At 44.4% G+C, this 26145-nt stretch carries 26 protein-coding genes, 1 tRNA gene and 2 pseudogenes; 10 read left to right on the top strand and 19 right to left on the bottom strand.

The features are described 5' to 3' along the window. Positions 1-53 precede the first annotated feature (53 nt). On the bottom strand, positions 54-1757 hold the full coding sequence (ezrA, locus tag AC07KQ_RS06310) for a septation ring formation regulator EzrA (protein ID WP_480156629.1): 1704 nt from the start codon (positions 1755-1757) through the stop codon (positions 54-56). A gap of 176 nt (positions 1758-1933) precedes the next feature. On the opposite strand from ezrA, the gene AC07KQ_RS06305 reads away from it, so the two are divergent. Both AC07KQ_RS06305 and rpsD read left to right on the top strand, forming a co-directional pair. Next, positions 1934-2416 (top strand): GAF domain-containing protein, encoded by a 483-nt coding sequence (locus AC07KQ_RS06305; RefSeq protein ID WP_003565108.1) that lies wholly within the window; start codon positions 1934-1936, stop codon positions 2414-2416. A 175-nt stretch (positions 2417-2591) separates the two neighbouring features. Next, a complete protein-coding gene (gene rpsD, locus AC07KQ_RS06300) occupies positions 2592-3203 on the top strand; it encodes a 30S ribosomal protein S4 (RefSeq protein ID WP_003565106.1) in 612 nt (203 codons plus the stop codon). 70 nt (positions 3204-3273) lie between these two features. On the opposite strand, the gene AC07KQ_RS06295 is transcribed toward rpsD, so the two are convergent. From AC07KQ_RS06295 to AC07KQ_RS06270, 6 genes are all read right to left on the bottom strand, one after another. Next, complete coding sequence (locus tag AC07KQ_RS06295; protein ID WP_013245681.1) at positions 3274-4326, bottom strand: tyrosine-type recombinase/integrase; 1053 nt, start codon at positions 4324-4326, stop codon at positions 3274-3276. Between the two features lie 66 nt (positions 4327-4392). After that, positions 4393-4584, bottom strand: a complete 192-nt coding sequence (locus tag AC07KQ_RS06290; protein ID WP_013245680.1) for a helix-turn-helix domain-containing protein — start codon at positions 4582-4584, stop codon at positions 4393-4395. 195 nt (positions 4585-4779) lie between these two features. Further along, positions 4780-5733, bottom strand: a complete 954-nt coding sequence (locus AC07KQ_RS06285) for a protein rep (protein WP_013245679.1) — start codon at positions 5731-5733, stop codon at positions 4780-4782. A gap of 220 nt (positions 5734-5953) precedes the next feature. Next, a complete protein-coding gene (locus tag AC07KQ_RS06280) occupies positions 5954-6541 on the bottom strand; it encodes a hypothetical protein (protein WP_020751556.1) in 588 nt (195 codons plus the stop codon). Positions 6542-6543: 2 nt separating this feature from the next. Next, positions 6544-7611 (bottom strand): cell division protein FtsK, encoded by a 1068-nt coding sequence (locus AC07KQ_RS06275; RefSeq protein WP_013245677.1) that lies wholly within the window; start codon positions 7609-7611, stop codon positions 6544-6546. Next, positions 7604-7939, bottom strand: a complete 336-nt coding sequence (locus AC07KQ_RS06270) for a hypothetical protein (RefSeq protein ID WP_013245676.1) — start codon at positions 7937-7939, stop codon at positions 7604-7606. Before AC07KQ_RS06270 ends, AC07KQ_RS06275 begins: the two co-directional genes overlap by 8 nt. 161 nt (positions 7940-8100) lie before the next feature. Between AC07KQ_RS06270 and AC07KQ_RS06265 the strand changes: the two genes are divergently transcribed. Together AC07KQ_RS06265 and AC07KQ_RS06260 are read left to right on the top strand one after the other, a co-directional pair. After that, on the top strand, positions 8101-8655 hold the full coding sequence (locus AC07KQ_RS06265; protein WP_013245675.1) for a hypothetical protein: 555 nt from the start codon (positions 8101-8103) through the stop codon (positions 8653-8655). Positions 8656-8821: 166 nt separating this feature from the next. Next, positions 8822-9031, top strand: a complete 210-nt coding sequence (locus AC07KQ_RS06260; RefSeq protein ID WP_041168857.1) for a hypothetical protein — start codon at positions 8822-8824, stop codon at positions 9029-9031. Here AC07KQ_RS06260 and AC07KQ_RS06255 read toward each other — a convergent pair. From AC07KQ_RS06255 to AC07KQ_RS06240, 4 genes are all read right to left on the bottom strand, one after another. After that, positions 9026-9337 (bottom strand): helix-turn-helix domain-containing protein, encoded by a 312-nt coding sequence (locus tag AC07KQ_RS06255; RefSeq protein ID WP_013245674.1) that lies wholly within the window; start codon positions 9335-9337, stop codon positions 9026-9028. The genes AC07KQ_RS06260 and AC07KQ_RS06255 overlap by 6 nt on opposite strands. Before the next feature lie 498 nt (positions 9338-9835). After that, positions 9836-10201 carry a hypothetical protein gene (locus AC07KQ_RS06250; protein ID WP_041168856.1) on the bottom strand — a complete coding sequence of 122 codons (366 nt, stop codon included), beginning with the start codon at positions 10199-10201 and terminating at the stop codon, positions 9836-9838. A gap of 148 nt (positions 10202-10349) precedes the next feature. Further along, positions 10350-10421 (bottom strand) — tRNA-OTHER (locus AC07KQ_RS06245). A gap of 202 nt (positions 10422-10623) precedes the next feature. Beyond that, positions 10624-12135 (bottom strand): LysM peptidoglycan-binding domain-containing protein, encoded by a 1512-nt coding sequence (locus tag AC07KQ_RS06240; protein WP_013245673.1) that lies wholly within the window; start codon positions 12133-12135, stop codon positions 10624-10626. Between the two features lie 759 nt (positions 12136-12894). Between AC07KQ_RS06240 and AC07KQ_RS06235 the strand changes: the two genes are divergently transcribed. Further along, positions 12895-13452 (top strand): helix-turn-helix domain-containing protein, encoded by a 558-nt coding sequence (locus AC07KQ_RS06235; protein WP_003565104.1) that lies wholly within the window; start codon positions 12895-12897, stop codon positions 13450-13452. 424 nt (positions 13453-13876) lie between these two features. Here AC07KQ_RS06235 and AC07KQ_RS06230 read toward each other — a convergent pair whose 3' ends face one another. The 3 genes and pseudogenes from AC07KQ_RS06230 to AC07KQ_RS06220 form a co-directional block, all read right to left on the bottom strand. Beyond that, positions 13877-16054 (bottom strand): Tex family protein, encoded by a 2178-nt coding sequence (locus AC07KQ_RS06230; RefSeq protein WP_274990943.1) that lies wholly within the window; start codon positions 16052-16054, stop codon positions 13877-13879. A gap of 612 nt (positions 16055-16666) precedes the next feature. Beyond that, on the bottom strand, positions 16667-16993 hold the full coding sequence (locus tag AC07KQ_RS06225; protein ID WP_003658351.1) for a YrdB family protein: 327 nt from the start codon (positions 16991-16993) through the stop codon (positions 16667-16669). Beyond that, positions 16986-17390 (bottom strand): annotated as a pseudogene (locus tag AC07KQ_RS06220) (MerR family transcriptional regulator). Before AC07KQ_RS06220 ends, AC07KQ_RS06225 begins: the two are co-directional and overlap by 8 nt. A 197-nt stretch (positions 17391-17587) precedes the next feature. On the opposite strand from AC07KQ_RS06220, the gene AC07KQ_RS06215 reads away from it, so the two are divergent. The 5 genes from AC07KQ_RS06215 (at position 17588) to AC07KQ_RS06195 (ending at position 22369) form a co-directional block, all read left to right on the top strand. Then, on the top strand, positions 17588-18814 hold the full coding sequence (locus AC07KQ_RS06215; protein WP_003565093.1) for a hypothetical protein: 1227 nt from the start codon (positions 17588-17590) through the stop codon (positions 18812-18814). Positions 18815-19010: 196 nt separating this feature from the next. Further along, complete coding sequence (locus AC07KQ_RS06210; protein ID WP_003565091.1) at positions 19011-19898, top strand: ABC transporter ATP-binding protein; 888 nt, start codon at positions 19011-19013, stop codon at positions 19896-19898. Next, positions 19895-20659 carry an ABC transporter permease gene (locus tag AC07KQ_RS06205; RefSeq protein WP_003565089.1) on the top strand — a complete coding sequence of 255 codons (765 nt, stop codon included), beginning with the start codon at positions 19895-19897 and terminating at the stop codon, positions 20657-20659. The genes AC07KQ_RS06210 and AC07KQ_RS06205 overlap by 4 nt, the downstream gene beginning before the upstream one ends. Before the next feature lie 67 nt (positions 20660-20726). Continuing rightward, complete coding sequence (locus AC07KQ_RS06200; RefSeq protein ID WP_003570038.1) at positions 20727-21764, top strand: sensor histidine kinase; 1038 nt, start codon at positions 20727-20729, stop codon at positions 21762-21764. After that, complete coding sequence (locus AC07KQ_RS06195; protein WP_003565084.1) at positions 21761-22369, top strand: response regulator transcription factor; 609 nt, start codon at positions 21761-21763, stop codon at positions 22367-22369. The genes AC07KQ_RS06200 and AC07KQ_RS06195 overlap by 4 nt, the downstream gene beginning before the upstream one ends. 117 nt (positions 22370-22486) lie before the next feature. Here AC07KQ_RS06195 and AC07KQ_RS06190 read toward each other — a convergent pair whose 3' ends face one another. From AC07KQ_RS06190 to AC07KQ_RS06170, 5 genes and pseudogenes are all read right to left on the bottom strand, one after another. After that, positions 22487-23344, bottom strand: coding sequence for a DegV family protein (locus tag AC07KQ_RS06190; protein ID WP_003565081.1), 858 nt, complete (start codon positions 23342-23344; stop codon positions 22487-22489). Between the two features lie 198 nt (positions 23345-23542). Continuing rightward, a pseudogene (locus AC07KQ_RS06185) lies at positions 23543-23761 on the bottom strand (iron ABC transporter permease); the annotation flags it as partial. Positions 23762-23874: 113 nt separating this feature from the next. Beyond that, on the bottom strand, positions 23875-24348 hold the full coding sequence (locus AC07KQ_RS06180) for a GNAT family N-acetyltransferase (RefSeq protein ID WP_003565079.1): 474 nt from the start codon (positions 24346-24348) through the stop codon (positions 23875-23877). After that, a complete protein-coding gene (locus tag AC07KQ_RS06175; RefSeq protein WP_003565078.1) occupies positions 24335-25228 on the bottom strand; it encodes a GNAT family N-acetyltransferase in 894 nt (297 codons plus the stop codon). Before AC07KQ_RS06175 ends, AC07KQ_RS06180 begins: the two co-directional genes overlap by 14 nt. A gap of 273 nt (positions 25229-25501) precedes the next feature. Continuing rightward, positions 25502-26140: an SAP domain-containing protein gene (locus AC07KQ_RS06170; RefSeq protein ID WP_003565075.1), complete on the bottom strand. Its 639-nt coding sequence runs from the start codon at positions 26138-26140 to the stop codon at positions 25502-25504. Between the last annotated feature and the right edge of the window lie 5 nt (positions 26141-26145).

Raw genomic sequence — 26145 nt, 5'->3', positions numbered from 1 at the left:
ACCTCCAAACAAAAAACCAGCCACCACCGGCTGGTTTTCCCAAATCCGAATCACTAATATAATGAAGCTTTCTTCCGCGCAAGGTACGCATCCTCAACCTTCTTATAGCTTCCGGCTTCGGTTTGCTCCAATGCCGTCGCTAAGGTATCCGCGGCTTGCTTATAATCAAATTGCATATACGACTCAGTAGCCTGATGCACTGCTTCGGCGACTGGTTTCACTGTTGTTTTATAGCGGTTGGCATACTGCATCAATTCTTCTGTCAAACCCGCAGCGTCAATCAAAGCGCTGGTAGCTTTTTTCAACGCATCAATATCGCTGGCAATTTTAATCAGAAACTTCGCAATCGCGTCCATGTTAATTTTCACTTGATCAAGATCATGGTTTAATTGCTCGATCTCGGCAGTGACGTGCTTGACCTGGCTCACATAATCTTGTGGCAGACCAGGTAGGTGATGCCGTAAAATTTCGTGTTTGATGTTACGCATATCCAGTTCAAAATTCTCTGCCTGCTTGTTGGCGACAATCTCGCCTTTCTTTAAGCCTGCGACCGCTTGATTAATTTGAACCTGCTGCTTCTCAATCGCTGTCAACTCATCTTTGGTGGCATCAAACCGCTCAATCACATAAGAATAAACGGCCTTACCAGCTTCAATCGCATCCGTATCCTTAATATAGTTGGCATCGATCGAATCAAGCTGCGTCTTTAAATCCTTGGCAATTTTGATTTCATTGTGATTCAACGTGTAGCTCTGATTCAAATGATCCAGCTCTGTCTGCAACTCGCGATTTTGACGCAAGGCGTGATCAATAAATTGGCGCAGGTCTGGCGCAGCAGCATCGACGCGCTTTCTAGCCTGCATTTCCTTTTCCATAATCGCGTACATCTTATCAATCTCAGCTTCAATTTCGCTGTTAGCCGCTTCTGTGGCGTCCACATCAAGCGACTTAAGCGCGGTGTTAGCGTCAGCCATCTTTTCGTTAACATCCTCGACCATGCCCGGAATATCATCAGTGAAAACATAATGAGCCGTTGTCAACTGCCGATAACCATGCTCGATTTCATTAATCTGCGCCGGGAATTCGTTCACCTGTTCATTGACAAGCGGTGGCAATTCTTTAACTTGACGCCGCAATGCCGCCATCTCATCACTTAACTGCTTAACCTCGCTCTTGGCAGCTTGATGATCGCCATCATTATTAATCTGGTCAATTTTTTGAAAAAGTTCAGCCAGTTGTTGCAACTGCTGTTCCAAAGCCGGCTGGGCATCCCCGAAGACAAAACTTTTGGCGAGGATCGTTTTACGCGACACTTGATAATCATCACGTAACTGCAACATCTTGCTGCGATTATCCGCCTCATCATGCCGAATGTCTTGTAAGGCTTGGCTGATCAAGTCATATTGTTGGCGGGCTGTGTCAATTTTTGCTTCCAGCACCTTAGCAATTTTCTGGGCATGATCAAAGCGAAAACGCTTGGCCTGGTCCTCCAGATCAAGCAGAATCTTCTGTAGGTCAGCCAAGTCGTCATCATTCAACTGATCAAAGGCCCGTTCCCACTTGCTGAACGTTGCCAGACTATCGCCAGTTAACTTTAACTGCTCGATGCTGCGAATCTGACTCGACAGCGCACCAACGTCGATCGCTTCGACTTGCGCGTCCAAGTTCTTGATTCGAGTCTGAAAATAATGCTGCAGCCACCAGACACCGCCGGCAGCGACAACTATGATCACTACGATAACAAAGAACCAGATCATCCCTACACCCTCTGCTTTACCTATTATCATTTCAATTGCATTTTGACAGCTTCACGGCTAAAATGCCGTTAAGCATCAAAATGTGAGAATATCCTAAGTACAAGTATCGCAAAAAAAGGCTTCAGTTAAAAGGCCTACACATCGCTTTTCATAAATTCTCTAAAAGGACTGATTAAATGACGACCCTTGATCCCATCATTGTTGACCAATTAGACGGTTTGCTAACCGGCGAAACTAACCCAATTACGGTACTTGCCAATGCCAGCGCTTTGCTAAACGACTTGATGACTGACCTCAACTGGGCAGGTTTCTACCTTTATAATGATAAAACTGGCCAGCTTGACCTCGGGCCATTCCAAGGTAAAGTCGCCTGCATGCACATTCAGCCAGGCAACGGTGTCGTTGGCACCAGCTACGCCCAAAACGCTGTGCTGCGCGTGCCAAACGTTCACGAATTTGCTGGCCACATCGCTTGCGACTCTGCCAGCAACGCTGAGATCGTTGTTCCCATCACAGTTGACAATCGGGTGGTCGCCATCATGGACATCGACTCCCCAACACTTGATCGATTTAGTGAAAATGACGAAGCCATCCTCACTAAGTTTGGTGAGACGTTGGCGGCGCACCTTGACACTGCTGCGCTAAACACGGTATACTAGCACGCGTGTAAAATAATGCAGCAGCGGCCGGCATGGTCGGCTCCAGTCCTGCCTCGGCGTTAAGCCGGTGACAGTAGTAACCGCGGCTGCAAAGGTGAACCTTTGCAGGACTGCCCGTGTGCTAAAGCCGCAATTCGTTATTTTACTCCAAATAAAATCTTGGAGGAATATCTATATGTCTCGTTATACTGGTCCTCGCTGGAAGCAGAGCCGTCGTCTTGGCCTCTCCCTTTCCGGCACTGGTAAAGAATTAGCTCGTCGTCCTTATGCACCTGGTGATCATGGTGCCAACAACCGTCGTAAGATCTCTGAATACGGCCAACAATTGCGTGAAAAGCAAAAGTTACGTTGGATGTACGGCTTAAACGAACGCCAATTCCAGAACTTGTTCCTGCGCGCCGGTAAGATCAAAGAAGGCACCCATGGTGATAACTTCATGATCCTGCTCGAAACCCGTTTGGACAATCTGGTTTTCCGCTTGGGTCTGGCTTCCAGCCGTCCGCAAGCACGTCAACTTGTTAACCACGGTCACATCACCGTTGATGGCAAGCGCGTCGATATCCCTTCTTATGAAGTAGAGCCTGGCCAAGTGATCGCTCTTCGCGAACGTTCACAAAACCTTGCTATCGTCAATGAAGCCATCGAGAACACCGTTTCCCGTCCGGCCTACGTTACCTTTGACGACACTAAGAAGACCGGTTCCCTCGTTCGTTTACCAGAACGTGGCGAACTCGAACCAGAAGTTGACGAATCACTGGTTGTTGAATACTATAACCAGAAACTTTAATCGAAACGCTTATAAACGCCTTAACAAAGGTGTTTGGAGCACTTCGACTGGTACAAATTGGTACAAATCGTTAAAGACCTGCCAACAGGTCCATTGCACGTCCATTTTGGGCGTGTTTTTTTTCGGGCATTAATGTAATGTAATAATTCTGAGTCGTTAGCAAGCTAGAGTGGCCTAAACGTTGAGAGATATATGCCAAGTCGAGATTTTGGCTAAAGAGAAATGAAGCATGCGTATCCCTCAGACCATGAAAAGTCGTTTGGCTAATACCTACTTTAGCAAGAAAAGGTGCAAGCATCATGGATTGATGGAAACCGTCCCGCTCAAAAATATAACCGTCTGCCTTCACTGGAATCATTTTGACCAAGTCATACACCGGTTTCGTGATTGATACTTTTCTTCTTGAAGACTCGGTTTTTAACGACACTGCATCGGAAAATGGGCTTAATGAGCGATTAACTTGGACATCGCACTCCCCCGCTTCTTCAGAAAGATCGTCCGGCTTTAATCCCAATATCTCTCCCCGTCTTAACCCAGAATCAGTTGCCAAAAGTACCAGAATCGCAAACTCACTTTGTGTATGCTCAAAGCAATAGTGTCGTAACTTTTTAAGCTCCGTAATTGATAACGCACGATTGCGCTTCTTTGGCACGTTGCCGTGGGCATGAATCAATGATGAAATATCGTTGACTAACAAGCCATGCGCATAGGCATACTTCAGAACTGACCGTAATGGCGTTACTAGCAACTGCACTGTTTTAAGTGCGTGGTTACTGGCATAGTCATTAATAATCGTTTGAATTAGTACATCGTTCAAATCTCTGATTCTGATTTTAGGAAAAAGCTTCCTCAAAATTTCACCTTGCCGCTTATAAGCCAAATAAGTTGATTCTTTCACCTCCGCTTTCTTCACAAATTCAAGATGATAGGAAAAGTAGTCCACAAGTAATGTGTCACGCGTCATCAAGTCAACGCCATTACTCTTCTGCAATTCTAGCTTCAAGCCCCAAACTTTGGCCTCCTGATATGTCGGAAAGGTTTTAGTAAGACGCTTATACTCTCCCCGATTAGGAACAGACACCAACGCTCTGAACTTATTGTTTCGTTTTACTATTACCGCCATGATCTTATCTCCTTATTAAAGAAATAAGCTGGCCCCGTCAATACGGAATCAGCTTATCACGTTGCTTCAGGTAATGCTATTTTTCTTAATGAAGCTGTACAATTCGCTTTGCAGATACCGTTCTTGTTTCCCAAGCATAAATGCCTTCAGCCCCTTTTTTCGAAAATACTTGTCAAAGGAAACCGGATCAATGCCTAGATACGCTGCTGCTTCTTCACGGTTCAACAAAATATGATCATATGTCTTTTTTAGAACCATGATTTTCACCCTTTCTCGTCTTTGCATCATTGATGAGTTTCTGTATCGTTGTCTGTCATCAATTCCGCAAATTTTTGCTCTGTTAAAAACTGGATGAAAATGAGATACTTCTGTTGATAGTGGGAGCTATCAGGTGTTGCGCCGTAACAAGTTCACGGTGCAACACTTTTTATTTTCATTTTCATCACACAGTCACTACCACTTTTCATAATTATTTGACACAGGATTCCAAACATAATCCACTTCGGTCACCTTCTGTCCAGTTGCCGGATTAATTCCGAGCTTAATTAAATTTTGAGGGCTGTCATCGTTATCAAGATCATCCAGTTTTAGCTGCTGGCGAATGTCTTTTAAAACGCCCCCAAAAGATAATTGCCGCGTATGATTTAACGCGTTCTCAAGTGTGCCAACAACTTTCAAATCGCGGCTTTCACTCCCTGTTAAATAATCCGTGCTTTTAACTTGATACTTAGCTACTTCGCGAGCCGACGACGCCAAACTGGTGTCCCCCCTCCTAACGTTTGGACGAACCCGCTTCACATTAACAATTGGCTCATAGTTTAGCTTCCGTGCTCGCTTCCAAAACTTAGACCACTCAGCCTGCTTAATGTAGTTCTGCGAATCTCTGAAATAGGTGCTTTTCATGAACAATAGAACGTGTGCGTGTTGGTGATATGTCTGATTTTTCTCATTAAACGTAATTTCTGTCGATCGAACATATCCCAGTAAATTCTTGCTGGTTTTTTTGTACTGGAAGAGCTTGTAAAATGAGGCGTTCATTTTCTTTAACTCTGCCTTTAAAGTTGATGCGGTGGCATTCTTCTCTGTCAGTGTCAAGAATAAGAACACACCAGATGAATTCTGCTGTAAAGCTTCATTAATAATTAAGCTTAGTTGATATGACTGCTTTCGCGCGCGCCTCCAATTGCACATTGGGCACAGTCGAGAGTGGCAAAACCACGCTTGAAATAACTTCAAATCTGACCCACTTCTGGCAAATTTTAATGTCTCACCGCAATCTACGACACGTGCCGCCTTTTTGTAATTTAATTTAGTGACATAATCCCCATACATCCGGCAAGCAATCTTTCGTTCTCGCCAAGGCTGTTCATGACCATAACTTGTCACGTCTTTTAGAATATCTGTCACACAAGATCACCTCACTTACCTAAACAACTTAGAGCCATTCAACAAGATTGTTATCTGTATTTCCCGGTGTCATCGCACTTATCAGCCATTTTGAAGAATGGGGTTGTTTCTATTAGTATCAAGATAAGGCCAATCCTAAGACACTGGATTTGTTCGCGGCTTAAAAAAGATTGCGGCCTTTCGGCATCTCGCTGCGCGAGGCCGAGGCCGCATCTCAGTTCTAGTTTCGCCGCGAACCTCTAAGCCACAAAAAGCCAGCTTTCTCTTCAAAGCTTGAAAAAACAAAAGTGTTAAATAAATCTGAAGTCTTCTGTTTAATAACTGACTGGCTGTCTTCAATCATTTTTTGCGCCAGCCCATCCCATGGAAGAGGAATGCACAGTGTAACTTGACTTTCAGAAACAAAGACTGACAGGCGCTTAACCGCATAGTTATAGCTTGATAACTTCTTACTAGATTCACCCGCGTGATCAGATGGCCGGAACAAGCTTCGTTCCAAACGCCACTTAACAACTACAGCTCTAACCAAACGTTTGATATTTCCTCGGTACCGTTTAAGTTCAATAATCCAAGCTAAAGCTTCGAGGATAAACAGACAGAATGCCCCATACTGAGAAATGTGACTCACCCCGGTTAATTGGTCACGAAAACCAAGCGATGCCACACCGCGAAATAAATCATCGTCTAAAAGTTTTAAAAACATCACAGACGCGAAGCTGAAGAGCAACATTACCAATGCAAGTGCCATCATCCAAATACGAATCCATGACAATCGCAGAAAGCGTGTTTGCTTTTTTTCTTTTTTCACATTCAATCACCCCCTCTCCCATAAGTTGGCATTAATAGTGGCATGATGTTGGGCGCATGAATTCCATCTATAATTTGAACTAATCCGGTTCCGCGGCCGACGGGGACTACTATTCCATCAGTGTTATCCAAGTCTGGAAATAAAAACTGAGTTGTTTTTTTATTGATATTTCCCAATTGGATGTACAGGTTCGCCTGTTCACGTACAGCTACTGGTAGTGCTGACGCGTCAAAACGTTGAGAGACTAGAATAAGATGTACTTTAGTCGTCCGCCCTAAAAGTGCCACTTGTCCCAAAAGACCGAAAAATGAATCTTTAATCGTCTTTGTCACGGCCATAGAAAGCGCCATCAGTTCATCAATGACAATCACGATTGGCTTGAAATTGAAGCTATGGCCGGTTTGAAGGGTTGCTTGTCGACGATGAATAATCTTAAGCACCTCACTTAGCACCCCATTAACCTGAGTAACATAGTCATTCTGAGAAGAGCTGTCGTCAGGATGAACAACGCGAACTGAATGATCTTTTCCCCATCTAGACGGAGAATCATACTTCGGATCAACAATCACTAGATCAGCAAACTTGTTGATGACATTCAATAGATAAACCAATGCATATGATTTGCCAGCTCCTGAATTTCCGGCAATTTCAACATGAGTGATTTGATCAAAATCAACAGTGACTCCCTTCATCAAAGGAAGTTCACCGAGAGGAACGGTGCTGACAAAATCATCAATATCTTTAATAACTAACCGTTCGGGAATACCAACGAACCATGGATAAAAAAAGGCTCGTGCGAGATGAAAATTCGAACTTTTTGTAGGAGTAAAAAACGCGCCACTTTGTTTCAATAATGTAAACTTTGGATACAGGACACCATTGGCAATTGAAAAAATACGTTGGTAAAGGTCAGCATCTAAAACAAACGAACATGGTACACGTGGAATAAAAAGGAAACCCTTGTCTGTGATCTGGACATCAAAGCTGTTTGTATAGGTGGTTTCACCTTTAATGTCTAGAGACATGTTCAGCGACTGAAGCAGATAGGTCCGAACTTCCTCATTACTCATCGGACTTCCCCTTTTCATTAAGAAGTTTTACGCCCTTCGCGCGAAAATAAACATTTCCTTTGATCTCGATGCCTTCCAACTCATCAAAAGTTACTTGATCAAAAGCGTTTAAACCTTCGCTTAACTTTTCAGAAAACTTGACACGGAAAGGGTTAAGTCCCTCTTGGATGAACCAATACCGATAACCACTTACTGAGTCAGTCCGGTGACTGTCCTCATATTTGTACATCGTTTCAACCACATTGGTTACATAAACAACCGGTAAATCTTTGTTAATGTAATCATCGGCAACACTTTTGCTATAACCGGTCTTTCTAAATGCTTTCATGGGAACACCTTCCTAAATTAAATTCAGATCATTCAGCTCACTTTTGGTTGAGAATTGATCTGTATGCAATTATTGTATTGCCTTGTTTCATAAGGTACAATAGAACACGATTAAGCCTTATAAGTTTGTATTTTAATGAGAATTAATATTGAGGTGTTAATATGGTTATAGATACAGAAACCGGGCAAGAATTCGCCACAGTAAAAGATATTGCCGAAGTAATGCAGAAATCTAGCAAAACCGTTTATCGATATCTCAACACCAAAGAATTTAAATTTTTAAAGTCCGAGTTCAATGAAATACGGGTTAATGGTATTAAGAAACCTGTGCAAGGCCTGCCCTTGCCAGCATTTAACCGATTTTGTGCCTACTGGGAATCACAGAACAAAATTATGGAGGAAGATCTAGATCTCTGGCAATATTTCCGGCATTACCCAGCATCGGCTACCGATAAACCAAATCATAAGTCAAACAGTAATCATCGAATTTATAACAAATTACCACTTGCGTCCATTAACGCATTAGCATCGTTACTTGTTGAACAACAAAACGAAATAATAGGTTTGCAATCCGATATTGAAAAGCTTAAGCATTCCGAAAATTGGATTAATCCTTTTGGACTCCCAGCAATACCACCAGTCCAAGAATACCGATATATACCAAATCTGAGTCCAACAATAGTCTTTGCTTACAAACAATATGATGATAAATCTTGACTCGGCTTGACACCGTGTTTAAAATTTGTTCTATACAAGAAACGTAATATTTTTCAACAAGAACAAATTCCCTTTTTTAACAAGACTGTATCTCAGTTTTTAAGCGGACTAAAATAACCTCAACAGAAAAATTGTTGAGGTTATTTTAGTTATCGGAGGAAACATAATGAACTTAGAAAAGACGCTACTTGATTTACAAAACTTGAAATTTGAAATATTTGTTAACGCTAGATATGACTTTGACTACCACTGTTTTAAACTGCTAACACTTGAGTTGCCTGATAAGACTATCAACCTCGCAGACTTGTACCACTTACATAAATCTGTGGGTGTCGAAGCCCTAGCCCATCAAATTGTAACCATTTATAACTTATAACTTCATCAAACGTAGCATGAGCGCCGCTGCATCCTCTCGCTTTTGTTCGGGCTGTTCAGCCAAGTAATCCAGCAGCTCAACGACTTTAGGCGTCTGCAATCGCGAATCCCTGAAGAAGTCCGCCATTTGAAGTTGTAGAGCATTGGCTATTGCTGCTAGGTTGGCTAGTTTAATGTTGTCAACACGTTCACGCTCTAATCGGGATATTAACGACACAGAAACATCGGCTTTTTCGGCTAACTGTTCAATCGTTATCCCTTTTATTTGGCGTCTATCCCGCACAATTCTTCCAATATTCATCAACACTGAACGATTCCTCCTGTAAAAGTAGCTTTAATGCCACGTTACGGGAATAAGTGAATACAAGACAGGGATTTAGAGATGTAATTTCAAGTGTAAAATGTCACTATTGCTACTTCCGAAACAGACCTCTTGACACTTTAAGAATTTCACGTTATTTGCGATTCACAAGTGTGGTTTCCGCACACTGTTGTAACTATGCATTATAAAGATACGGGTAGTTTAATTTTGGTAAACTCAATCCAGCACAAGTCTAATAATATCAATAATGTTTATTACACCCTTGACGTACTGAGAAGCAGCATCTATGTGTCTCAAAAGTGGGTACCCGTGAACCCACCACAGCGGGTTTTAGTAACAACTCCGCAAACTAAAAACAGCCCTGAGTTTCCGAAATTTGCGGAAACTCAGGGCTTTCAATTTAAAACTAGAATTATAACGTAACTTCATCACTGCGTCAGTAAATGCTCAAGTGACTCCTTCTCAGATTATTTACATCAGACCTTATTTAGATCTTGTGAACGTTTCGTCCTTCCAATTATTATTATCCCCCGTACCCTTTTGGTCTGGTAATTCGAATGTATTGTTGTCGTGAATTGTACCTTTGAGATTAAAGCCGAAATCTGAATTACTTTTTAATACAATATGAATTGAATTCCCGTCAACTGTCCATTTACCGTGCCAAGTGTCTGAATGTCCAGTTGATACGATTTCTCCATATCCGGCACTACCATCTTTTGACAAGGTCATGGTAGTTCTACCGCTAGTCCCATGATAAGTCCCAGCCATTGACGATCCACAGCCTGATAAAAAGACAAGCAAAAACGCCACTAACGGAACTAGTGTGAAAGCTAACTTCTTTTTAACCATATAAATTCCTCCAAGAGTATGTAGAAGTATTTGATTCTGGTGCAATCTTTCTTTATCCACTCCATCCTGACACTAATGTCAAAAAATTTTACTAATTTTATAACGCTTTGTTTATACCGCTGGTGCCTATTGAAGGCTAGGCGGCAAGACCATCGGACGGGATTTGAACCCGCGACTAATTCCGTTAGGAATCTGCTCTACCAGCCTGAGCGACCGATGGTAAGTGCTGTCCGTCATCACGTCCCGCACGGCAGCGGTGGTCTTTTGAGTTGACCATAAGCGTGATGCAGCACTTGGTGCGCCTATCGCACCATTGCGACAAACGAGCGTGGGATTTAAGGGTTGGCACCCGCGCTAGATCCCGTGTCGGAATCGAACCGACAGGTGCTCACCAGAGCGGGATGGGTGAAGCTTATTGGCTATTAGAACTTTTGGTACCAAGTCATGTGCATATACGTTTGGATCTTGCCGGATACCGTACCATTAGGGTTAATGGTAGTTGAACCGGTAGCCGTTAAGGTATCAATGACAGCTGAGACATTGTTAGGGTCATCGAGGGCCTGAGTAACACGGGTTTCCCAGATGGCTTCCGCAATTTGTTCGTCGGAGGTATATGGATTGTTATCCAGTGGCCATGTTTCAGGTGTTGCTAGATACAGATGGCCATCGGCGCCAACAATACTGCCGTTGTCGCCGGCTTTACCAACTGGCTTACCCCAATATTTGCCATGTGATGCCAAATTGTACTTGGCCATGACAAGCTGCTTGATGTGGTCAACGTTTGGAGTATAGGTATTACCAGCGGGTACCACGTGTTTCTTGAACGTGAACGTGATGACCGTACCGCTCTTTGAAACGACAGCCGACTTGCTGCTGGTGTCGCTCAAATCATAGCCGCTGACGGCGACGGAACTAGCCTGTGCGGTGACGGACTTGCCGACTTCTTGATGCGAGATCGTCGCGGTTTTCAAGACGGTGCCATCGCTGGTGACAGCTTTGACCGTGACATCCGCATATTCAGCAGTCGGGGTGACTGGTTTGGACGGGGTGGTGCTGCCATCGTCACCGGAACCGGTACTTGGTTTGCTTGGTTCAGACGGCTTGCTTGGCTGACTCGGTTCGGACGGTTTGGACGCATCAGAGCCGCTGGAACTGCTGCTGCTGCCCTGTGAACCGGAACCCGTGCTTGGGGTGGACGGCTTGCTGGTGCTGGAACCATCGTTGCTTGAGCTGGATGAACTGCCGGCGCCGGTGCTTGGCTTGCTTGGGTTAACCGTGCTGGTACCATCACCTGAATCGGTACTTGGCTTGGATGGCGTTACGGCACTGCCGGAACCACCTTCGCTGGTATTGGCACCGGTGTTGCTGCTGGTGTTGCCGCCCTTGACGCTGGAACCGGAAGCTTCGGTTCCGTTTGGCGTGGTAGCCGTACCGGCTTTATTGCTAGCCGTGCCGGTTGCTGCGCTAGTGGTACCCGCCGCAGCACTATTCACACCTGCAACGGACGCTTTTGAATCGGCGGACTGACCTTGAGCGTTTTGAACAAAGGTTTGGGCCTTAGCGGACCCGTTCAGGGTGAGTTTGGCACCCGCGATAATCAGATCACGGTTGGCGATGTGGTTATCGGTGACCAGCTGGTCGATTGAAATACCGGTCGCCTGACTGATGCCCCAAAGCGTGTCGCCCCATTGAATGGTATAAACGGCGTCCTTGGCGTTAGCTGGGTCAATGGCCTGTGCTTGAATCTGGGCCTTGATGTGGCTCGGTGTGTTGGCGGTCCAATTGGCTAAAACATTGGTGCTTTGACTTTTAGCGACGGTACTGATCGCGGCGTGCGCGACATTGGTGGGTGCTTGGTTAGCAACCAAGCCTAACGCCAGCGGTGCCAGCAGTAAGCCGGTGGCAATGGCGGTTGAAACGGTCTTCTTTTTCATTAATATTCAACTCCAAACTTTATTTTTGATACTGAATAGGTATCTGATGACATTATACATCTTATAAACGTGTCTTCAAAGACTTAAAAGAACAATTGGTATTTTGAAACCATTCGGCCTACCTTTTTAGAATGTCTTGTTCAAAATGGCGAAGCTGATTTTAAGTCGCCCTCTGCTGAATGCTAGTCGACCAAATGAAAACGTGCCCTAATCCTAGTACAAAAACACTGCACAGTATCTGCAATTAGATCTAATCATCAAAGCCAACTCCGGCAACCACGTGCTGAATCAATGCGACATCGAAAAATAACGGCCTCTCAATTGTTGAGAAGCCGTTATTTAATGTATTTTAGGGGTCAGCTAGTAGTTGGTACAAATTGGCACAAAAGTTATATAGTTCAGTCAATTTTCATCAAATTTCATCCAACCAATTTTTGTCCAGTTCTTGATATAGATGGATTGCTTACAAGTTCATCTTGACTGAATTTATATCTATATAACCAGAAACTTTAATACTTCACGATCACAACCAATCCTTAACGGGGTTGGTTGTTTTTTTCTGCTGATAGAGCGAACAAACTTTACGCCGCATTTTTGATTCACAAAAAAATCACCAGAACATAAAATTCGATCCTCATTTTTGGGAATAACTCCTCGTTGCTCGCTTTCGCAACCGCCAGTTGACAACCTGCACCCATTGATTGCTTGTATGGCATAGATGTTTATCGGATAATTGAAGTATAGAAGGAGGCGAGAAAAATGTTTGGTGAAAGACTTACGCAGCTACGCAAGCAAAAAGGACTCTCACAAAATGACCTAGCAGAAGCCATCGGCATCAGTCGTCAAGCCATATCAAAGTATGAAAACGGTCTAGCTGAACCTGATCTTGATAAAATTGCAAAATTAAGAGACATTTTAGGCGTTTCTTATGCCGATCTTCTCGGTAAAGAACCAAAGCAGCAGATAACCTCTAATAACGTTTCAAGCGCCTCGATCACGATCACTTCCTTGATCAATGACCGGCTGGGCAGTTACACAGGATTTCAAGTTGCAGAAGGCATCCCTAGCAAAACGGCACCTTCTTTTCTATTAATTGGTGAAAGTAGCCAACGTGGCTTTCTAGGGACTACCCGTCTCGTTGAACTTGGCTGGTATCAAACAAGGCAGGCAGCTGAAACAGAGATCAAAAAGATTCAAGATGCCATGCTTCATGGTGAGACTGTTTATCATCTCGCATATACGGCAAAAGTTAACAAAAAAGGTACGTTTGGTGTTCGCCTCACAGAGGATGCCGATCATGAAGCACAATCTAACTAAGCTTTTCTCCAGTTCAAGAAAACCACTTGCCAAGCGTTCTCCGGTGCAAGAGTTTGCGTGCAGAAACGCTGCGCCTATGGTAAAAAACCAGTTTGACTGCGTATAACGTCCGCCTAGTTTTTTTGATCTCCAAGTTTGCAAAATTTTAAGCTTGTACTTGTTATCGACACAGGTAGGTCAATAAGTAACATGACATGGCACGGCAACGAGCAATGTCCTTGGTTCAGTGATGAACTGGCTAGCTTGACCTTAAACAAGCACCCTGAAGGTCACAGCCCAGATAATAAGACCAAGTGGCTTTACTTTAACTGATTGGTATCCAAAAAAAGAGGCATTGCTTTTGATGTTTGGCTTCAAACCAACATCAAAAGCAACGCCTCTTTTTTAAATAGGTTTTGTAACTAACAGTCACTCTCCCTACGCATTAGCTAACAGCCGGATCCACCATCGTCAACTGAATCCGTTCGCGCGCTAAATCAACCGACTCAATCCAAACCTCAACAATGTCACCAATGGCAACCACGGTCTTTGGATCACGCACAAATTTGCGCGCCATCTTGGAGATATGGACGAGACCATCGTGTTTCACACCGATGTCAACGAATGCGCCGAAGTCAACGACATTGCGGACGGTGCCTTCTAGCTTCATCCCCACTTTTAAGTCTTCCATTGTCAAGACGTCTTGTCGCAGAATAGGCGCGGCCATGTTGTCACGCAGGTCTCGGCCTGGATTTTGCAGGCTGGTGATGATATCTTTCGCGGTTTCAGCACCAACCCCTTCACTTACCAATGGCGCAATGGGTACCTCGCGAATTTTAGCGACTGCTGCTGCATTGCCTGAATCAGCGGCGGTCACACCTGCTGCCGCCAGAACTTTTTTAGCGACTGGATAACTTTCAGGATGGATGTCGGTGTTGTCTAACGGATTTTTGCCGCCGATAATGCGTAGGAATCCGACTGATTGCTCAAATGCTTTCGGTCCTAAACGTGGCACCTTTTTCAACTCTGCACGGCTGTTGTAGCTGCCGTTTTCATCGCGGTAGTGCACGATATTAGTTGCGATGGTCTTGGATAGGCCGGAAATGTGCGTCAACAGTTGGTAACTGGCTGTGTTCAAGTTCACGCCGACCTGGTTCACAGCGCGTTCGACCACGACATCGACTTCATTGGACAGATCTTTGCTTGGCAAGTCGTGTTGATACTGACCAACTCCGACCGACTCTGGATCAATTTTGACGAGTTCGGCGAGCGGATCTTGTAGGCGGCGCGCAATGCTGATAGCGCTGCGTTGTTCCACATGCAAGTCGGGAAATTCATCACGCGCTTCTTGGCTCGCAGAGTAAACAGACGCCCCTGCTTCATTCACGATCACGTAAAAAACATCACGCTTGATCTGCTTCAATGTTTCGGCGACAAATTGCTCGGATTCCCGACTCGCCGTGCCATTACCGATCGCGATCATCGTCACTTGATACTTTTCAAGCAGCGCAATGAGTTCTGGTGCGGCTTCCTGACGCTTTTTTTCTGGTGCTGGTTTATGCGGATAAATCACAGCCTTGGCCAAGAACTTACCATTTTCATCAACGACGGCCAATTTACAGCCAGTGCGGTATGCAGGGTCAAAACCTAACACAACCTTGCCTTTGATTGGTGCTTGCATCAGCAAGTTGTACAGATTTTGGCCGAAAACCTTAATGGATTTCTCTTCGGCATCAGTTGTTAACGCATTTCGTACTTCCCGCTCAATCGCTGGCCCAACAAATCGCTTGTATGCATCTTCGTAAGCGTCCTCAATAAACGCCGTTGCTTCCGTACTGGGCCGATTGTCGATAATTTTAAAATGGAAGTAATGCAGGACAGCATCAGTGTCAACTTTGACTTTAACCGTCAGAATTTTCTCTTTTTCCCCACGATTGACCGCCAACGTACGCGTTGAGGACATCTTCTTGACGGTTTCCTCGAAGTCGTAGTATTGCTGATAAACGCCTTTTTCGTCTAGTTCTTTGCCCTTCGTTTTGACTGTCGCGCTAATGGTTCCTGTGCGCATGGTAAAATTGCGCACCCAGTTACGAATCGGCGCCATTTCGCTAAAAGTCTCCGCCAAAATTTCGTGGGCGCCATCTAAAACATCCTGGACAGTGGCAATTTCTTTGGCTGGATCAACGTACTTCTGGGCTTCTTGCTCAAGAGATCCACTTGGAAAAGCAAGCAACCATTTGGCGAATGGTTCAAGGCCGCGCGACTTAGCCACCATCGCCTTGGTCTGGCGCTTCTGCTTGTATGGTAGGTAAATATCTTCCACATCTTGCAGTTTGGTACTGGCTTGAATCTGCTGTTCCAGCTTGACAGTCAGTGCTCCTTGCTCGGCGATGCTTTTAATGACGGCCGCTTTACGATCTTGCAAAGCAGTCGCACGTTTATAAGCTTCCTCAATTGCCTGAATCTGTACTTCATCAAGGCTGCCTGTCATTTCTTTACGATAACGCGCAATAAACGGTACCGTGTTGCCTTCTTGCATCAAATTCAAAACGGTATTAATCTGTCGATCGGTGATGTCGGTTAAACTTTGTTGGACTAATTGAACAGTTTGTTCTTCAATCAAGTTGTTGTTCCTCACGATTTCTAGTCAGTGTCATTACTTATTCAGCAAACACTATTATAGCAACCACGCGTCTGATATAAAACCTAAGGCCTTGATGCCAGCCAAACTTGCTCACCATTTTGACAAACACGCACAACCTGTGAAAGCAGTCGCCGTGTCACCTCACATTCTCTAAGGGTTATAAAAAAGGATGATTGGTGACACCGTGTCACATTTAATTCGACCTTTTTTATTTAAAACCTGTCAAAATTAAGCAATTCCTTTTCAAAACCTTTTCCTTTTGTCGTTAATCCCCTTGACATACAACTAACATCCACCATTTTCAGTCTAAACACGACGGATTAGGTGATAACTCACCTTGCTTTGCAACTACGCGGGATCTAGTTTGGCGATGCCTGTCAGCAATCATAGTTTCCTTGAAAATTACCCAGAGCAAGACCGAGTGGATTTTTTAAATGATTGCCGATAATTTCCTACACAGATAACTTTTTGAATTTGGTCATCACATGGATCATAAATGGTAAGTTGTGAGCTTTTCCGGACAAAGCATTTCACCCCTAAGTATGCACAAACCAAGACAAAGTACCTACTGGCCAGTTAAATTAAATCAACTCACGGTATTAGATGCTCAATCAAAGTATCTATCAATGCTATGCTGCCATAAATCAATGCGGCTTTATGTGTTGTTAGCAAATACGTTGCCAACGATGTTCCCCCAAATATGAGTATTTCCGTTATCACCCGGCCAATTGTTGGTAACCTGTGAAGCGACATCGGGGCCATAAACCGACCCCAAAAAAGAATGCCGAGCACCGGCACTATCACACCTACAGTTAGTTTAACCACAAGATCGCTACTATTGAACCCAGCGATGATCAATAACACAACTGTTGCAATTTCTAACAGAAAACGAATCCCATCTGCAATTGTTTTAATCATTAAGTGCCCCTATCTTTTTAAATAATGTCATCATTGCATGATCCCCTGCCTGCATTTTAATGGCAGTGGTCATATCAAGCGCTATGTTGCTAAGGGCAAGATCCAGCTTCGCCCGGCGTTTAAAGACTTCGCGATAACTTTGCAAAATGGCCAAGGTATCTTCGCGACAAGCCTTTGTCACTGGCACATCATACATTCACAATATCATGCTGATTTCATTTAAAGACAACCCAACCGCTTTTAAATTTCGCGTGATCTGCAACTTAACCACATCATCTGGGGTATAATCGCGATAATGATTTTCACCCCTTGATGGCACAATCAAGCCAATCTTTTCATAAAACCTCAACGTATCTTTGCTAACACCGGATTGTTGCGCACATGTCCTAATATTCATAAGAAAATCCCCTTTTTTCGTGTCATCAGAATAACATTGGAGTATACATCAAGGTCAAGGACTAGAAAATGATCGACAAGCTATTCCTAGATCTAATTATCATAATGTCTGTCAACAACTTTTTTGATCGTTACACCGCATCTATAAAACCAGTGATCGCCATCTGCTTGAGCCGCTGTTTAGCAAAGGAGAACCCCATGATTTTCTATTTTATTCTCAGTCTTTTTCTGATTGCCGTCTTAGTAGTGATCGCGTTACAACATCTCAACACCAACCGAATCGTGGATATTCAGCTTGAGCAGCACAAGATGATGTTTCCTAGCCAAGTCCGCGGTGCCCGAATTGTCTATGTGCGCGGTATCTACCGATCTCATCCTAGCAAACGCAACTGGCGACTCGTTGCCATTGTTTTGGATGTGCTCGCAGCAACTGGCCTCGTAACAGCAATTGTCATGCATTACCAAGACGTATTTTCCGCCGACCTGATGACGTCACCATTCGGACTTCGACTAGCCGAAATGCTCGCGGCCTCAAACAACGAGATTCAAAACATCTTTCTTTTTGGTGGTATGGCCTTAGCGTTGATCAGTCGCATGATCTGGTTTTACCTGACGCAGTGGTTATTTCAGCTACTTGAAAAAGCGGATCACGACCATGATAGCGATGCAACGGACCTTTATTGGACGCCGAAGCATTTATTGAAACGACAATATCAACTCCGGATCAGTCTCCAGGGCATTTTGATGGTCGGTGCCATTTTTCTGGCTTTAACTGGTGCCTTTAACTGGTTGCCAGTCGCGTCAGAGATGGCTTCACAAACGCGCCTACCAAGGACGGTATCTAGCAGCAGTGCCTCCACTGCAAGTTCCTCGTCCGAAGTCACCAATGAATCGGCCACTTCAAGTTCATGGACGCAAAATACCGACACCACCTACCCGATTGATGCTATGAAAACAGCACCACTTGCACCTGCCAGTGAGCTAGCGGGTCTGACAGATGCTGACCGGGCGGCCTTGCTCTTCACGGCTTACTGGACCCTCAACGGCTTACAACAATCCGAAGTCGCTGACTACGCAAACAGTACTAGTGAAACCTACAGTTATCATCTCGTCCCGGGATCTAGCAGCAAACTCATCGTGTTCTCTGAGTTTATCCCTTCGGTCAATCAGACAGACTATATGTTTTATGCCCTGATTGATGGTGAGCAGGTTGCCTTCTACAATATGTATCAGTCCAAAACGCCTATTACCAGTCTTGCTACTCAATACAGCCTCACGGTTTCCGGTACCACTTTGCGGCCTACCATGCCTGAAATACGTGACAGTGACATGAACATGCGGCAGCTCATTGGGGCCTTTAAGTCCGATAAAAGTTTCGATCAGACTAAGAAAGGCTTGCATCAAGGGGCGGATATACCGTTATAGTGCGCTACAACTGAAGCGACTACCTGCGAAGCCCCACTAAGCTTTCAGATAGCCGCTTTTTATTGACCGTGCTTGATTAAATTCAAAGATAGGCTTTTTTCATAGGGATCATGACATTTGTCACATACCATTCATGACATTCGCGACTACTGGCTAACCCACCCACCGCGTAGTATCAATGGTGGAGGTGGACGAAATGACCACAGTAATTCAAGCAGAACATTTAAAATTTAGCTACAGTGACAAAACAGTCCTAAAAGACATTAATTTGACGGTTCAGCCAGGTGAAATTGTCGGCTTAATTGGCGTTAACGGCGCAGGGAAGACCACATTACTTAATATCTTGCTCGGACTACTATCAGGAACAGGTACCGTCAAGGTTTTTGATCAACAACCAGGTACAACTGCTATCAAGGCACGACTTGGTTCAATGCTGCAAGGCGACATGATCATTCCTAGCATCACGGTTGGGGATATTCTGGCTCTTGCTGCTGCCGAGACGCCTGATGCGCTTGATCCAGCTGCATTACTCGAAGAGCTGCAACTGCAACAGCTTAAATCGCAACGGCTCGGCAGTCTTTCCGGTGGTCAGTTACGTCGAGTTACATTCGCCGTTGCCTTAATTGGTCAGCCTGATTTGCTCTTTCTTGATGAACCGACTGTCGGCATGGACGCCACTGCACGCAAAGAATTCTGGAACAAAATCGAGCAACTCCGGCAACAAGGGAAAACGATTATCATCACCAGTCATTATCTTGAAGAAATTCAACAGGTCGCTGATCGTTTGTTGATTTTACAAGATGGTCGTTTCACTTTTGACGGCTCACTCCAACAACTTCAAAAAAAGCATTTAGGCGCTACCATTACTTTTGAAACCGATCTGCAACCCGCCATCTTTAAAGGACTCGCTGCTGTTGATCAGGTTCACAGTATCGGTTCCAAACTCGCGATCCATAGCAACAATGGCGATCAAACGCTTAAGTCACTCGTCCCAATGCTTGATCGTTTGCATCAAATCAACCTCAGTCGGGAATCACTTGAAGATATCTTCTTACAATTAACTAAACAGGAGGCAGAAAAATGAAAACACTCTTAGCGCAACTGGCCTTTGACGGCAAGCGGTTAGTCGTCCGCAATTCTTCGTTTATTTTCTTCTCACTCTTAATGCCCGCAGGATTTTATTTGCTCTATACCAAAATGATGATCAGCGGCTCTGCAACTGAAATTAAATATTTTAATATCAGTTATATGGATCAGATGATTGTCTATAGCATTTTGATTAATGCTTTCTTCAGCATTGCATCCATCTTAAAGCGTGACCGCGATAAGGGGTTCACAACCTTTCTAAGACTATCTCCGCATGGCACTTTGCCCTACTATGTGTCAATCACCTTTTGGATGCTTATGATGAGTTTACTCTCAGTCATCGTGTTAGGCAGCATTGCTGTTGGTGTCAATAATGTGAGCCTTGGTACCGACCAATGGCTAGGACTCCTTGGTGTCGTTTTGATTGGACAGCTGCCAGTGCTCATGATTGGCATCGCATTGTCGTATATCCATCGCGAAGAAATGCTCAGTCTTGCTAGTAACCTGCTCACCTTTCCAATGGCGATTATCAGCGGCTTGTGGTGGCCAATCACCATGCTGCCAAACTGGTTACAAGTTATTGGCAAGCAGATGCCAACCTACTTTGTAAACAAGCTCTTAAATCAACTCACTTCACGTGCTACAGTAGACTTAACTAATTTAGTTGGTATTGTGGTCTGGTTTGTGCTTGGCAGTTTGCTAGTTGTTACGATGACCAAACACGAACAACGAAAGGGCGTGGCTTTGGGTGAGGCATAGTCTCCGTTCATGGTTAAGAAATCTCGAATGGACCAGCTATATTTGGCTGGTCTATTTGCCGTACATCATGTCAGAATTTGTGCCAGTAAAATCAATCAATGATTGGCTTTGGATAGGTTTAGGTATCCTGTTTCTAATTGTCTATATCTTAGTGAACGAGGTCGATCATTGGCTGCCAGTTACGATTCCGCTTGAACTCGCCATTGCAGGCATTTTCTCTATTTTTGCCCTCAACAATTACATGATTATTTACCCTGGTTGGCAAGTTCCTTTTATCTTAGCCCGTTTTCCACGAAAATATTTCCGTTGGTTTGCCGCGGCTTTTTATTTAATCATTTTTGTAAGTTTATGGCGCGTTAATCAGCTTCATCCCGGGATTATCAATATCAATAATCCTGATATGTTTAATCTGATTTTTCCACTTGTTTCGCCTATCATCTCTTATACTGTTTCCCGGTCAGTTATCCATCAACGGCAATTACGTCAAACCAATCGGCGACTTCAAGCAATTGTCCGGCGCGGTGAACGCGAACGAATCGCCCGAGACTTGCACGATACGCTCGGTCAGAGCTTTTCGATGATTACGCTTAAAACCGAATTAGCAAAAAAGTTGCTCGTGAAGGCGCCTGACCGCGTCGCTCAAGAGTTAGACGATATTGCACAAACTAGTCGAGATGACTTACAGTTAGTCCGTTCGATTGTTAACGATCTGCACCAGCAGTCCCTCAGCGAAATGATGTTGATGCAAGGCAAGAATCTTGCTGAGGCAAATGTCGTTCTGCTAACCAGTGGCGAAAGTGAGGCCGCTGAATGGCCGACAAAAGTACAAATTCGTCTGAGTGCGGTCATTTCCGAGGCTATCACCAATGTCATCCGCCACGCTCACGCGCATCAGGTAGAGATGATATTTGAGCAGAATCCAAATGGCTATCTGGTTGAGATTCAAGATGATGGCCATTCCAAAAGTTATAAGCGCACAGGATCAAACGGTATTAGTGGCATGCAACAACGTATGAAAGAGGTTAATGGAACGTTTACGATTAATCACAACCGCCAAGGCACTCAAGTTTCACTCACTTTACCAAAGGAGCAGCTATCACAATGATTACCTTATATCTCGCGGAAGATCAAAGTATGTTAAACTCCGCCCTCACCCAGCTACTAGACTTGGAAGATGATCTACACGTACTAGGCAGTGCTGGTGATGGTGCAAAAGCATGGCAGGACATTCAGCAACTCAAACCGGACGTTGCCGTTCTAGATATTGAGATGCCCAAGTTAACCGGATTGGACGTTGCCGATAAGATTCATGGCAGCCAGTTAGCAACAAAAATTATTATCTTAACGACCTTCGCGCAGAAAGCTTACTTTGAACGCGCTATTGCTGCCCAAGTGAATGGTTATCTGCTCAAAGACAGCCCCAGTGATGATTTGATTGATGTTATTCGAAAAGTGATGACGGGCCAAACGGTTTATGCCCCGGAATTAGTCACGAATATGGTGACCGCTGAAAGCAATCCCCTTACTGATCGCGAACTCGCTGTTTTGGCAGAAGTCGCCAGCGGCTTATCCTCAAAACAAATTGCTGCATCGCTGTTTCTCTCGGAAGGAACCGTCCGCAATTATTTGTCTGCTATTTTCAGTAAACTCGGTGTTCATAATCGAATTGAGGCCGTGCAGATGGCTAAGAAGAATAAGTGGTTGGAGTAACAGATTCTATCAAGCAAAACAAACAATGCCCGTTTCCCAACATATTGAGAAACGGGCATTGTTAATTTGATGTCAGTTCAGGTCAAGTCTATGAAGCATGGCTCATTCTCGTGACGCTTAATACGACTGAATCGTTGCACCAATCAGTCCCGGTCCTGTATGAACCCCCAATGACGGCGAGATCTCACCAATAAAATCAACCGGTCGGCCAGTCACTTCGCGCAATTTTTCTGCCAACTTTTTAACCAAAGCTGGATTTTGACCATGGGCAACTCCTAGACGATAATGAGCGCTATTTAAGCAATCCGTTTTGACTTGTTCAACCAATTTCCGAATCGCTTTATCTTCGGATCGCGCCTTAAAAAGAGGGTAGTAGACGCCTTCTGGATCACATGAGATCACCGGTTTAATGTGCAAAACCGAACCGACAAGGCCTGCCACTCGGCCGATTCGACCGCCGGCACTGAGGTACTTCAAAGTTGGCACGTAGAAATAAATCCGACTTTTGACGATTGAGGCACGAACTTTTGCAATCACGTCCTGAAAGGATTCCCCTGCATTGATCAATGATGCGGCATAGGCTGCTTGGATGCCACTGCCAATGCCGATGCTTTTTGTGTCAAGAATGGTTACGGTGTCAGCGGGAAAATCTTGCGCGGCCAATTGAAAGACGTTGTTCGTCACAGACAACGCGCTCGAAATTGTGATACCGAGGATTTGCTGATAACCAGCCGCGAACAACCGATCCATCGCCTCTTTGGCAGCTTGCGGTGACGGACTTGAAGTCTGCGGCAATGTTTCTGCCGTTGCTAGCGCCGAATAAAATTCATCCGGTGTGATATCAACTGCATCAAGGTAATTATGCCCATTCATAGTAATATTCAGCGGTACGACTGCAATATTTTTATTTTCATCAAGAACACTTTGAGGGACATCAGAACCCGAATCAACGACAATTGCAATTTTTTTGGTCATGTTCTGCCTCCTTGCGGCTTTAATATCCATATTATATGGTTTCTAAGACTAGATGTAAATAGGTTCACCACATATATCTTTTTCCTTTCATGTGAATATTCAGCCAGTTTTGCCAACAAAAGTCGCTTCCACAGCAAAAAGAGAGTCAACCAGTCACGGTCAACTCCCTTTTGTCCTATTTCCGACGAAGTTTTGTGGTTACATCGCAATATCCCCATTCTTAGAAACTTTCATGAAGATTAGCAAGGAAATCACTGTCAACGCGGTCAAAATCGTTGATAGTGCAGCGGCAACGCCGTAATTTCCACGAATAACTTCGGTATAAATGGCTACTGTCATTGTCCGAGTCTTGACGTTGTACAACAGAATGGATGTGGATAATTCTGAGATCATCGTGACCCATGAAAGAATGGCCCCATACTAATCCCTCGTTTTGAATGCGCTTACGCATATCAAGTTTACACGAGCCGATCTGTTCTGTCAGGCATGGCGATTTTTATTGACTTTGTTCTGGGCGATTTGGCCGCTTATTAAAGCTTCTTGACCAACACCAGACACGGATTCCAAGCATCCCATAATGTCGGGAAAACTTCCAATCGCTCAAATCCCACTGACTCGTAAAAACGGATGGTTTGATCATATTCAGGATAATGACCTTCATCAACCGTTTTTACCTGCAGGTAGTGGGCATGTTGTTTAGCGTCGGCTTCTAATGCCTTTACCAGCTGATGACCAATCCCTTGATGATGAAAGTGTTTCTTAATACCCATACAACTGATTTCGCCGCTTGCCTTGCTGGTTTGGCGATAATCGATAAACCCAATCGCCTGACCTTCATAGCAAGCAACCCATAAAGATAGTTTTGCAGCCTCTTCAACATAAGTGTTAGTTGCATCCGGCAAGCCAAACCATTCGGGCAAATCGGCCAAAACAGCCCGCACAATCGCTTGCTTTAGATCTGGATCTTCTTCGCGAGCGACTGTGATACCTTTATTTGTTGGCATTTATTGTCCTTTCTCCAACTGAAACTAAGTGTTTGACGAAAAAAACCTCTGCTGCGTCAATTTCCGGGTAGGTCAGCTGGCCAAATTGCTCAAAGCCAAGTGCCTTATAAAACGCCGCCCCTTGATACAACATGGTATCGAGGTGAACAATCGGACAGCCAAAATCTTTTAAGGCATTTAATAAAGCATCAACGAGAGCCGTGCCAACACCTGCATGTCTGTTAGTTTCGGCTACCCACAGACTTTCAATATAGCCGATTTTATACATGGTGCTGTAACCAAAAATGCCGCCTATACATTGGCCATTTTCTTCCGCTAAAAAAGTAAAAGTCACACCCATTTTTTCTTGCAGTAGTGGTTTCATTTTCACATTGTAGGCATGAAGTTTATTCTCAATGGCTTCCATCGCTGGGTCTTCAGCTGCTTCAATCGAAAAAGCCGATGGTATGTCGTAGCCGATTGGCAGCGATAACGTTTTGACGAAGAAATATTCAATCACACCGGCATAGTCGTAATTAAGTTTGGCAAATTCGTGATAGCCGTTTTCAAGATAAAATGCTGGTGCTTGATAATCAAAAGTTTCTAATCGCACCCTTTTGCAACCAGCAGCTTGCAAGCTTTGTTCGACACTCGTTAACAAGGCACACCCTAACCCCTGTCGCCGCATGGTTTCATCTACCCAGAGCAACTCGATATAACCAATCGCATTGTCATCCGAACTCGCCGCGACACCGCCAACCACTTGGTCACCTTTTTTGATGACGTACGCAAATGACACGTCGGCACCTGCTCCGTTGAAGGGATGCTGATGCCGATTAAATTCGTCCAGTTTTTCTTCTAAAGCCCATCCCTGATCGGCCGTCCCTGCTTTAATTTGCATTCCTTCCTCCAAAATCCCCCAAATGCCATTCCCTGCAGTAATTTTACCAAGTCGCCAAAAAAATCATAAGAAGATTCGTTTACTTATGGTTACGATTATGATTATACAGAAAACAACTGGCGAATTGAACAAATAATATAAGTCATCATTCTCTTCTAAGACATGGGCTTTGTCAGATTCCGAATAATAATTACCCATAAGAAGCAGGCCAACATTGCCGCTGTATATGGCATTGTTGGCCTGTTTGAGGGCTGTGGATGATTGCTCAATGTTTCATTGATCAATCTCTGAAGAGGTCTGAACGTAACCGGCAATAGCCTCATGATAAGCCTGCAACAAGCTATGGACGTATTGCTTGGGTGCGGTTGATTGCTTGACCTGTTGCCAAAGAATCGCGGCAACCTTTAGGCGCGGTCGAAATTGCCTAGTCGCCGGATCAGCAAAAAAGTCATGAACGAAACGATTCCATTCATATGTTTTTTCTTCGGCATTTTCCGCGAGAAATTGTTGACGAGCTTTTGAATTGCGAGTTGCCTGATAAACGTCAATTAAATCAGCGACCGTTAATGCTAATTGGGGTTGCGCTTCCGCTTGACGTTTGAGAACGGCCATAGGTTTTGTGAATGCGAACTTGCTGACATGAAAGTACGCAGCAAAAAATTGTCGCGCCGCAGCATTGAAGGAAAATCCAGAGTTCGCGAGGGGCGTCGTTACCGATAATTCCTTAACAGGTTTAGCCAGTCGTTTAACCTTGCTTGTTGGTGTATCAAGCCGCTGCCCTGCCACCAATGCTTGCAAACGCTGATTTAATACCGTTTTTGTGCCACTAGCAGGTAAACGATGCTGTCGGCAAATTGCCGCCAACTCTGTTTTGTAATGATAATGTTTGAAAAAGTCTTCATTTAAGTCCAACAGTT

The sequence above is a fragment of the Lacticaseibacillus sp. YLM2-1 genome, assembly GCF_056583465.1.
This window is presented reverse-complemented; position numbering and strand designations above follow the sequence as displayed.

Bases quoted from the DNA above. Each gene is read 5' to 3' on its own strand.
- AC07KQ_RS06210 (WP_003565091.1), top strand. From the start codon at position 19,011: ATGACCACAGTAATTCAAGCAGAACATTTAAAATTTAGCTACAGTGAC.
- ezrA (WP_480156629.1), bottom strand. From the start codon at position 1,757: ATGATCTGGTTCTTTGTTATCGTAGTGATCATAGTTGTCGCTGCCGGC.
- AC07KQ_RS06175 (WP_003565078.1), bottom strand. From the start codon at position 25,228: ATGCAAATTAAAGCAGGGACGGCCGATCAGGGATGGGCTTTAGAAGAA.
- AC07KQ_RS06265 (WP_013245675.1), top strand. From the start codon at position 8,101: ATGGTTATAGATACAGAAACCGGGCAAGAATTCGCCACAGTAAAAGAT.
- AC07KQ_RS06305 (WP_003565108.1), top strand. From the start codon at position 1,934: ATGACGACCCTTGATCCCATCATTGTTGACCAATTAGACGGTTTGCTA.
- rpsD (WP_003565106.1), top strand. From the start codon at position 2,592: ATGTCTCGTTATACTGGTCCTCGCTGGAAGCAGAGCCGTCGTCTTGGC.
- AC07KQ_RS06295 (WP_013245681.1), bottom strand. From the start codon at position 4,326: ATGGCGGTAATAGTAAAACGAAACAATAAGTTCAGAGCGTTGGTGTCT.
- AC07KQ_RS06205 (WP_003565089.1), top strand. From the start codon at position 19,895: ATGAAAACACTCTTAGCGCAACTGGCCTTTGACGGCAAGCGGTTAGTC.
- AC07KQ_RS06235 (WP_003565104.1), top strand. From the start codon at position 12,895: ATGTTTGGTGAAAGACTTACGCAGCTACGCAAGCAAAAAGGACTCTCA.
- AC07KQ_RS06195 (WP_003565084.1), top strand. From the start codon at position 21,761: ATGATTACCTTATATCTCGCGGAAGATCAAAGTATGTTAAACTCCGCC.
- AC07KQ_RS06200 (WP_003570038.1), top strand. From the start codon at position 20,727: ATGTCAGAATTTGTGCCAGTAAAATCAATCAATGATTGGCTTTGGATA.
- AC07KQ_RS06290 (WP_013245680.1), bottom strand. From the start codon at position 4,584: ATGGTTCTAAAAAAGACATATGATCATATTTTGTTGAACCGTGAAGAA.
- AC07KQ_RS06180 (WP_003565079.1), bottom strand. From the start codon at position 24,348: ATGCCAACAAATAAAGGTATCACAGTCGCTCGCGAAGAAGATCCAGAT.
- AC07KQ_RS06190 (WP_003565081.1), bottom strand. From the start codon at position 23,344: ATGACCAAAAAAATTGCAATTGTCGTTGATTCGGGTTCTGATGTCCCT.
- AC07KQ_RS06270 (WP_013245676.1), bottom strand. From the start codon at position 7,939: ATGAAAGCATTTAGAAAGACCGGTTATAGCAAAAGTGTTGCCGATGAT.
- AC07KQ_RS06260 (WP_041168857.1), top strand. From the start codon at position 8,822: ATGAACTTAGAAAAGACGCTACTTGATTTACAAAACTTGAAATTTGAA.
- AC07KQ_RS06215 (WP_003565093.1), top strand. From the start codon at position 17,588: ATGATTTTCTATTTTATTCTCAGTCTTTTTCTGATTGCCGTCTTAGTA.
- AC07KQ_RS06275 (WP_013245677.1), bottom strand. From the start codon at position 7,611: ATGAGTAATGAGGAAGTTCGGACCTATCTGCTTCAGTCGCTGAACATG.
- AC07KQ_RS06225 (WP_003658351.1), bottom strand. From the start codon at position 16,993: ATGATTAAAACAATTGCAGATGGGATTCGTTTTCTGTTAGAAATTGCA.
- AC07KQ_RS06240 (WP_013245673.1), bottom strand. From the start codon at position 12,135: ATGAAAAAGAAGACCGTTTCAACCGCCATTGCCACCGGCTTACTGCTG.
- AC07KQ_RS06250 (WP_041168856.1), bottom strand. From the start codon at position 10,201: ATGGTTAAAAAGAAGTTAGCTTTCACACTAGTTCCGTTAGTGGCGTTT.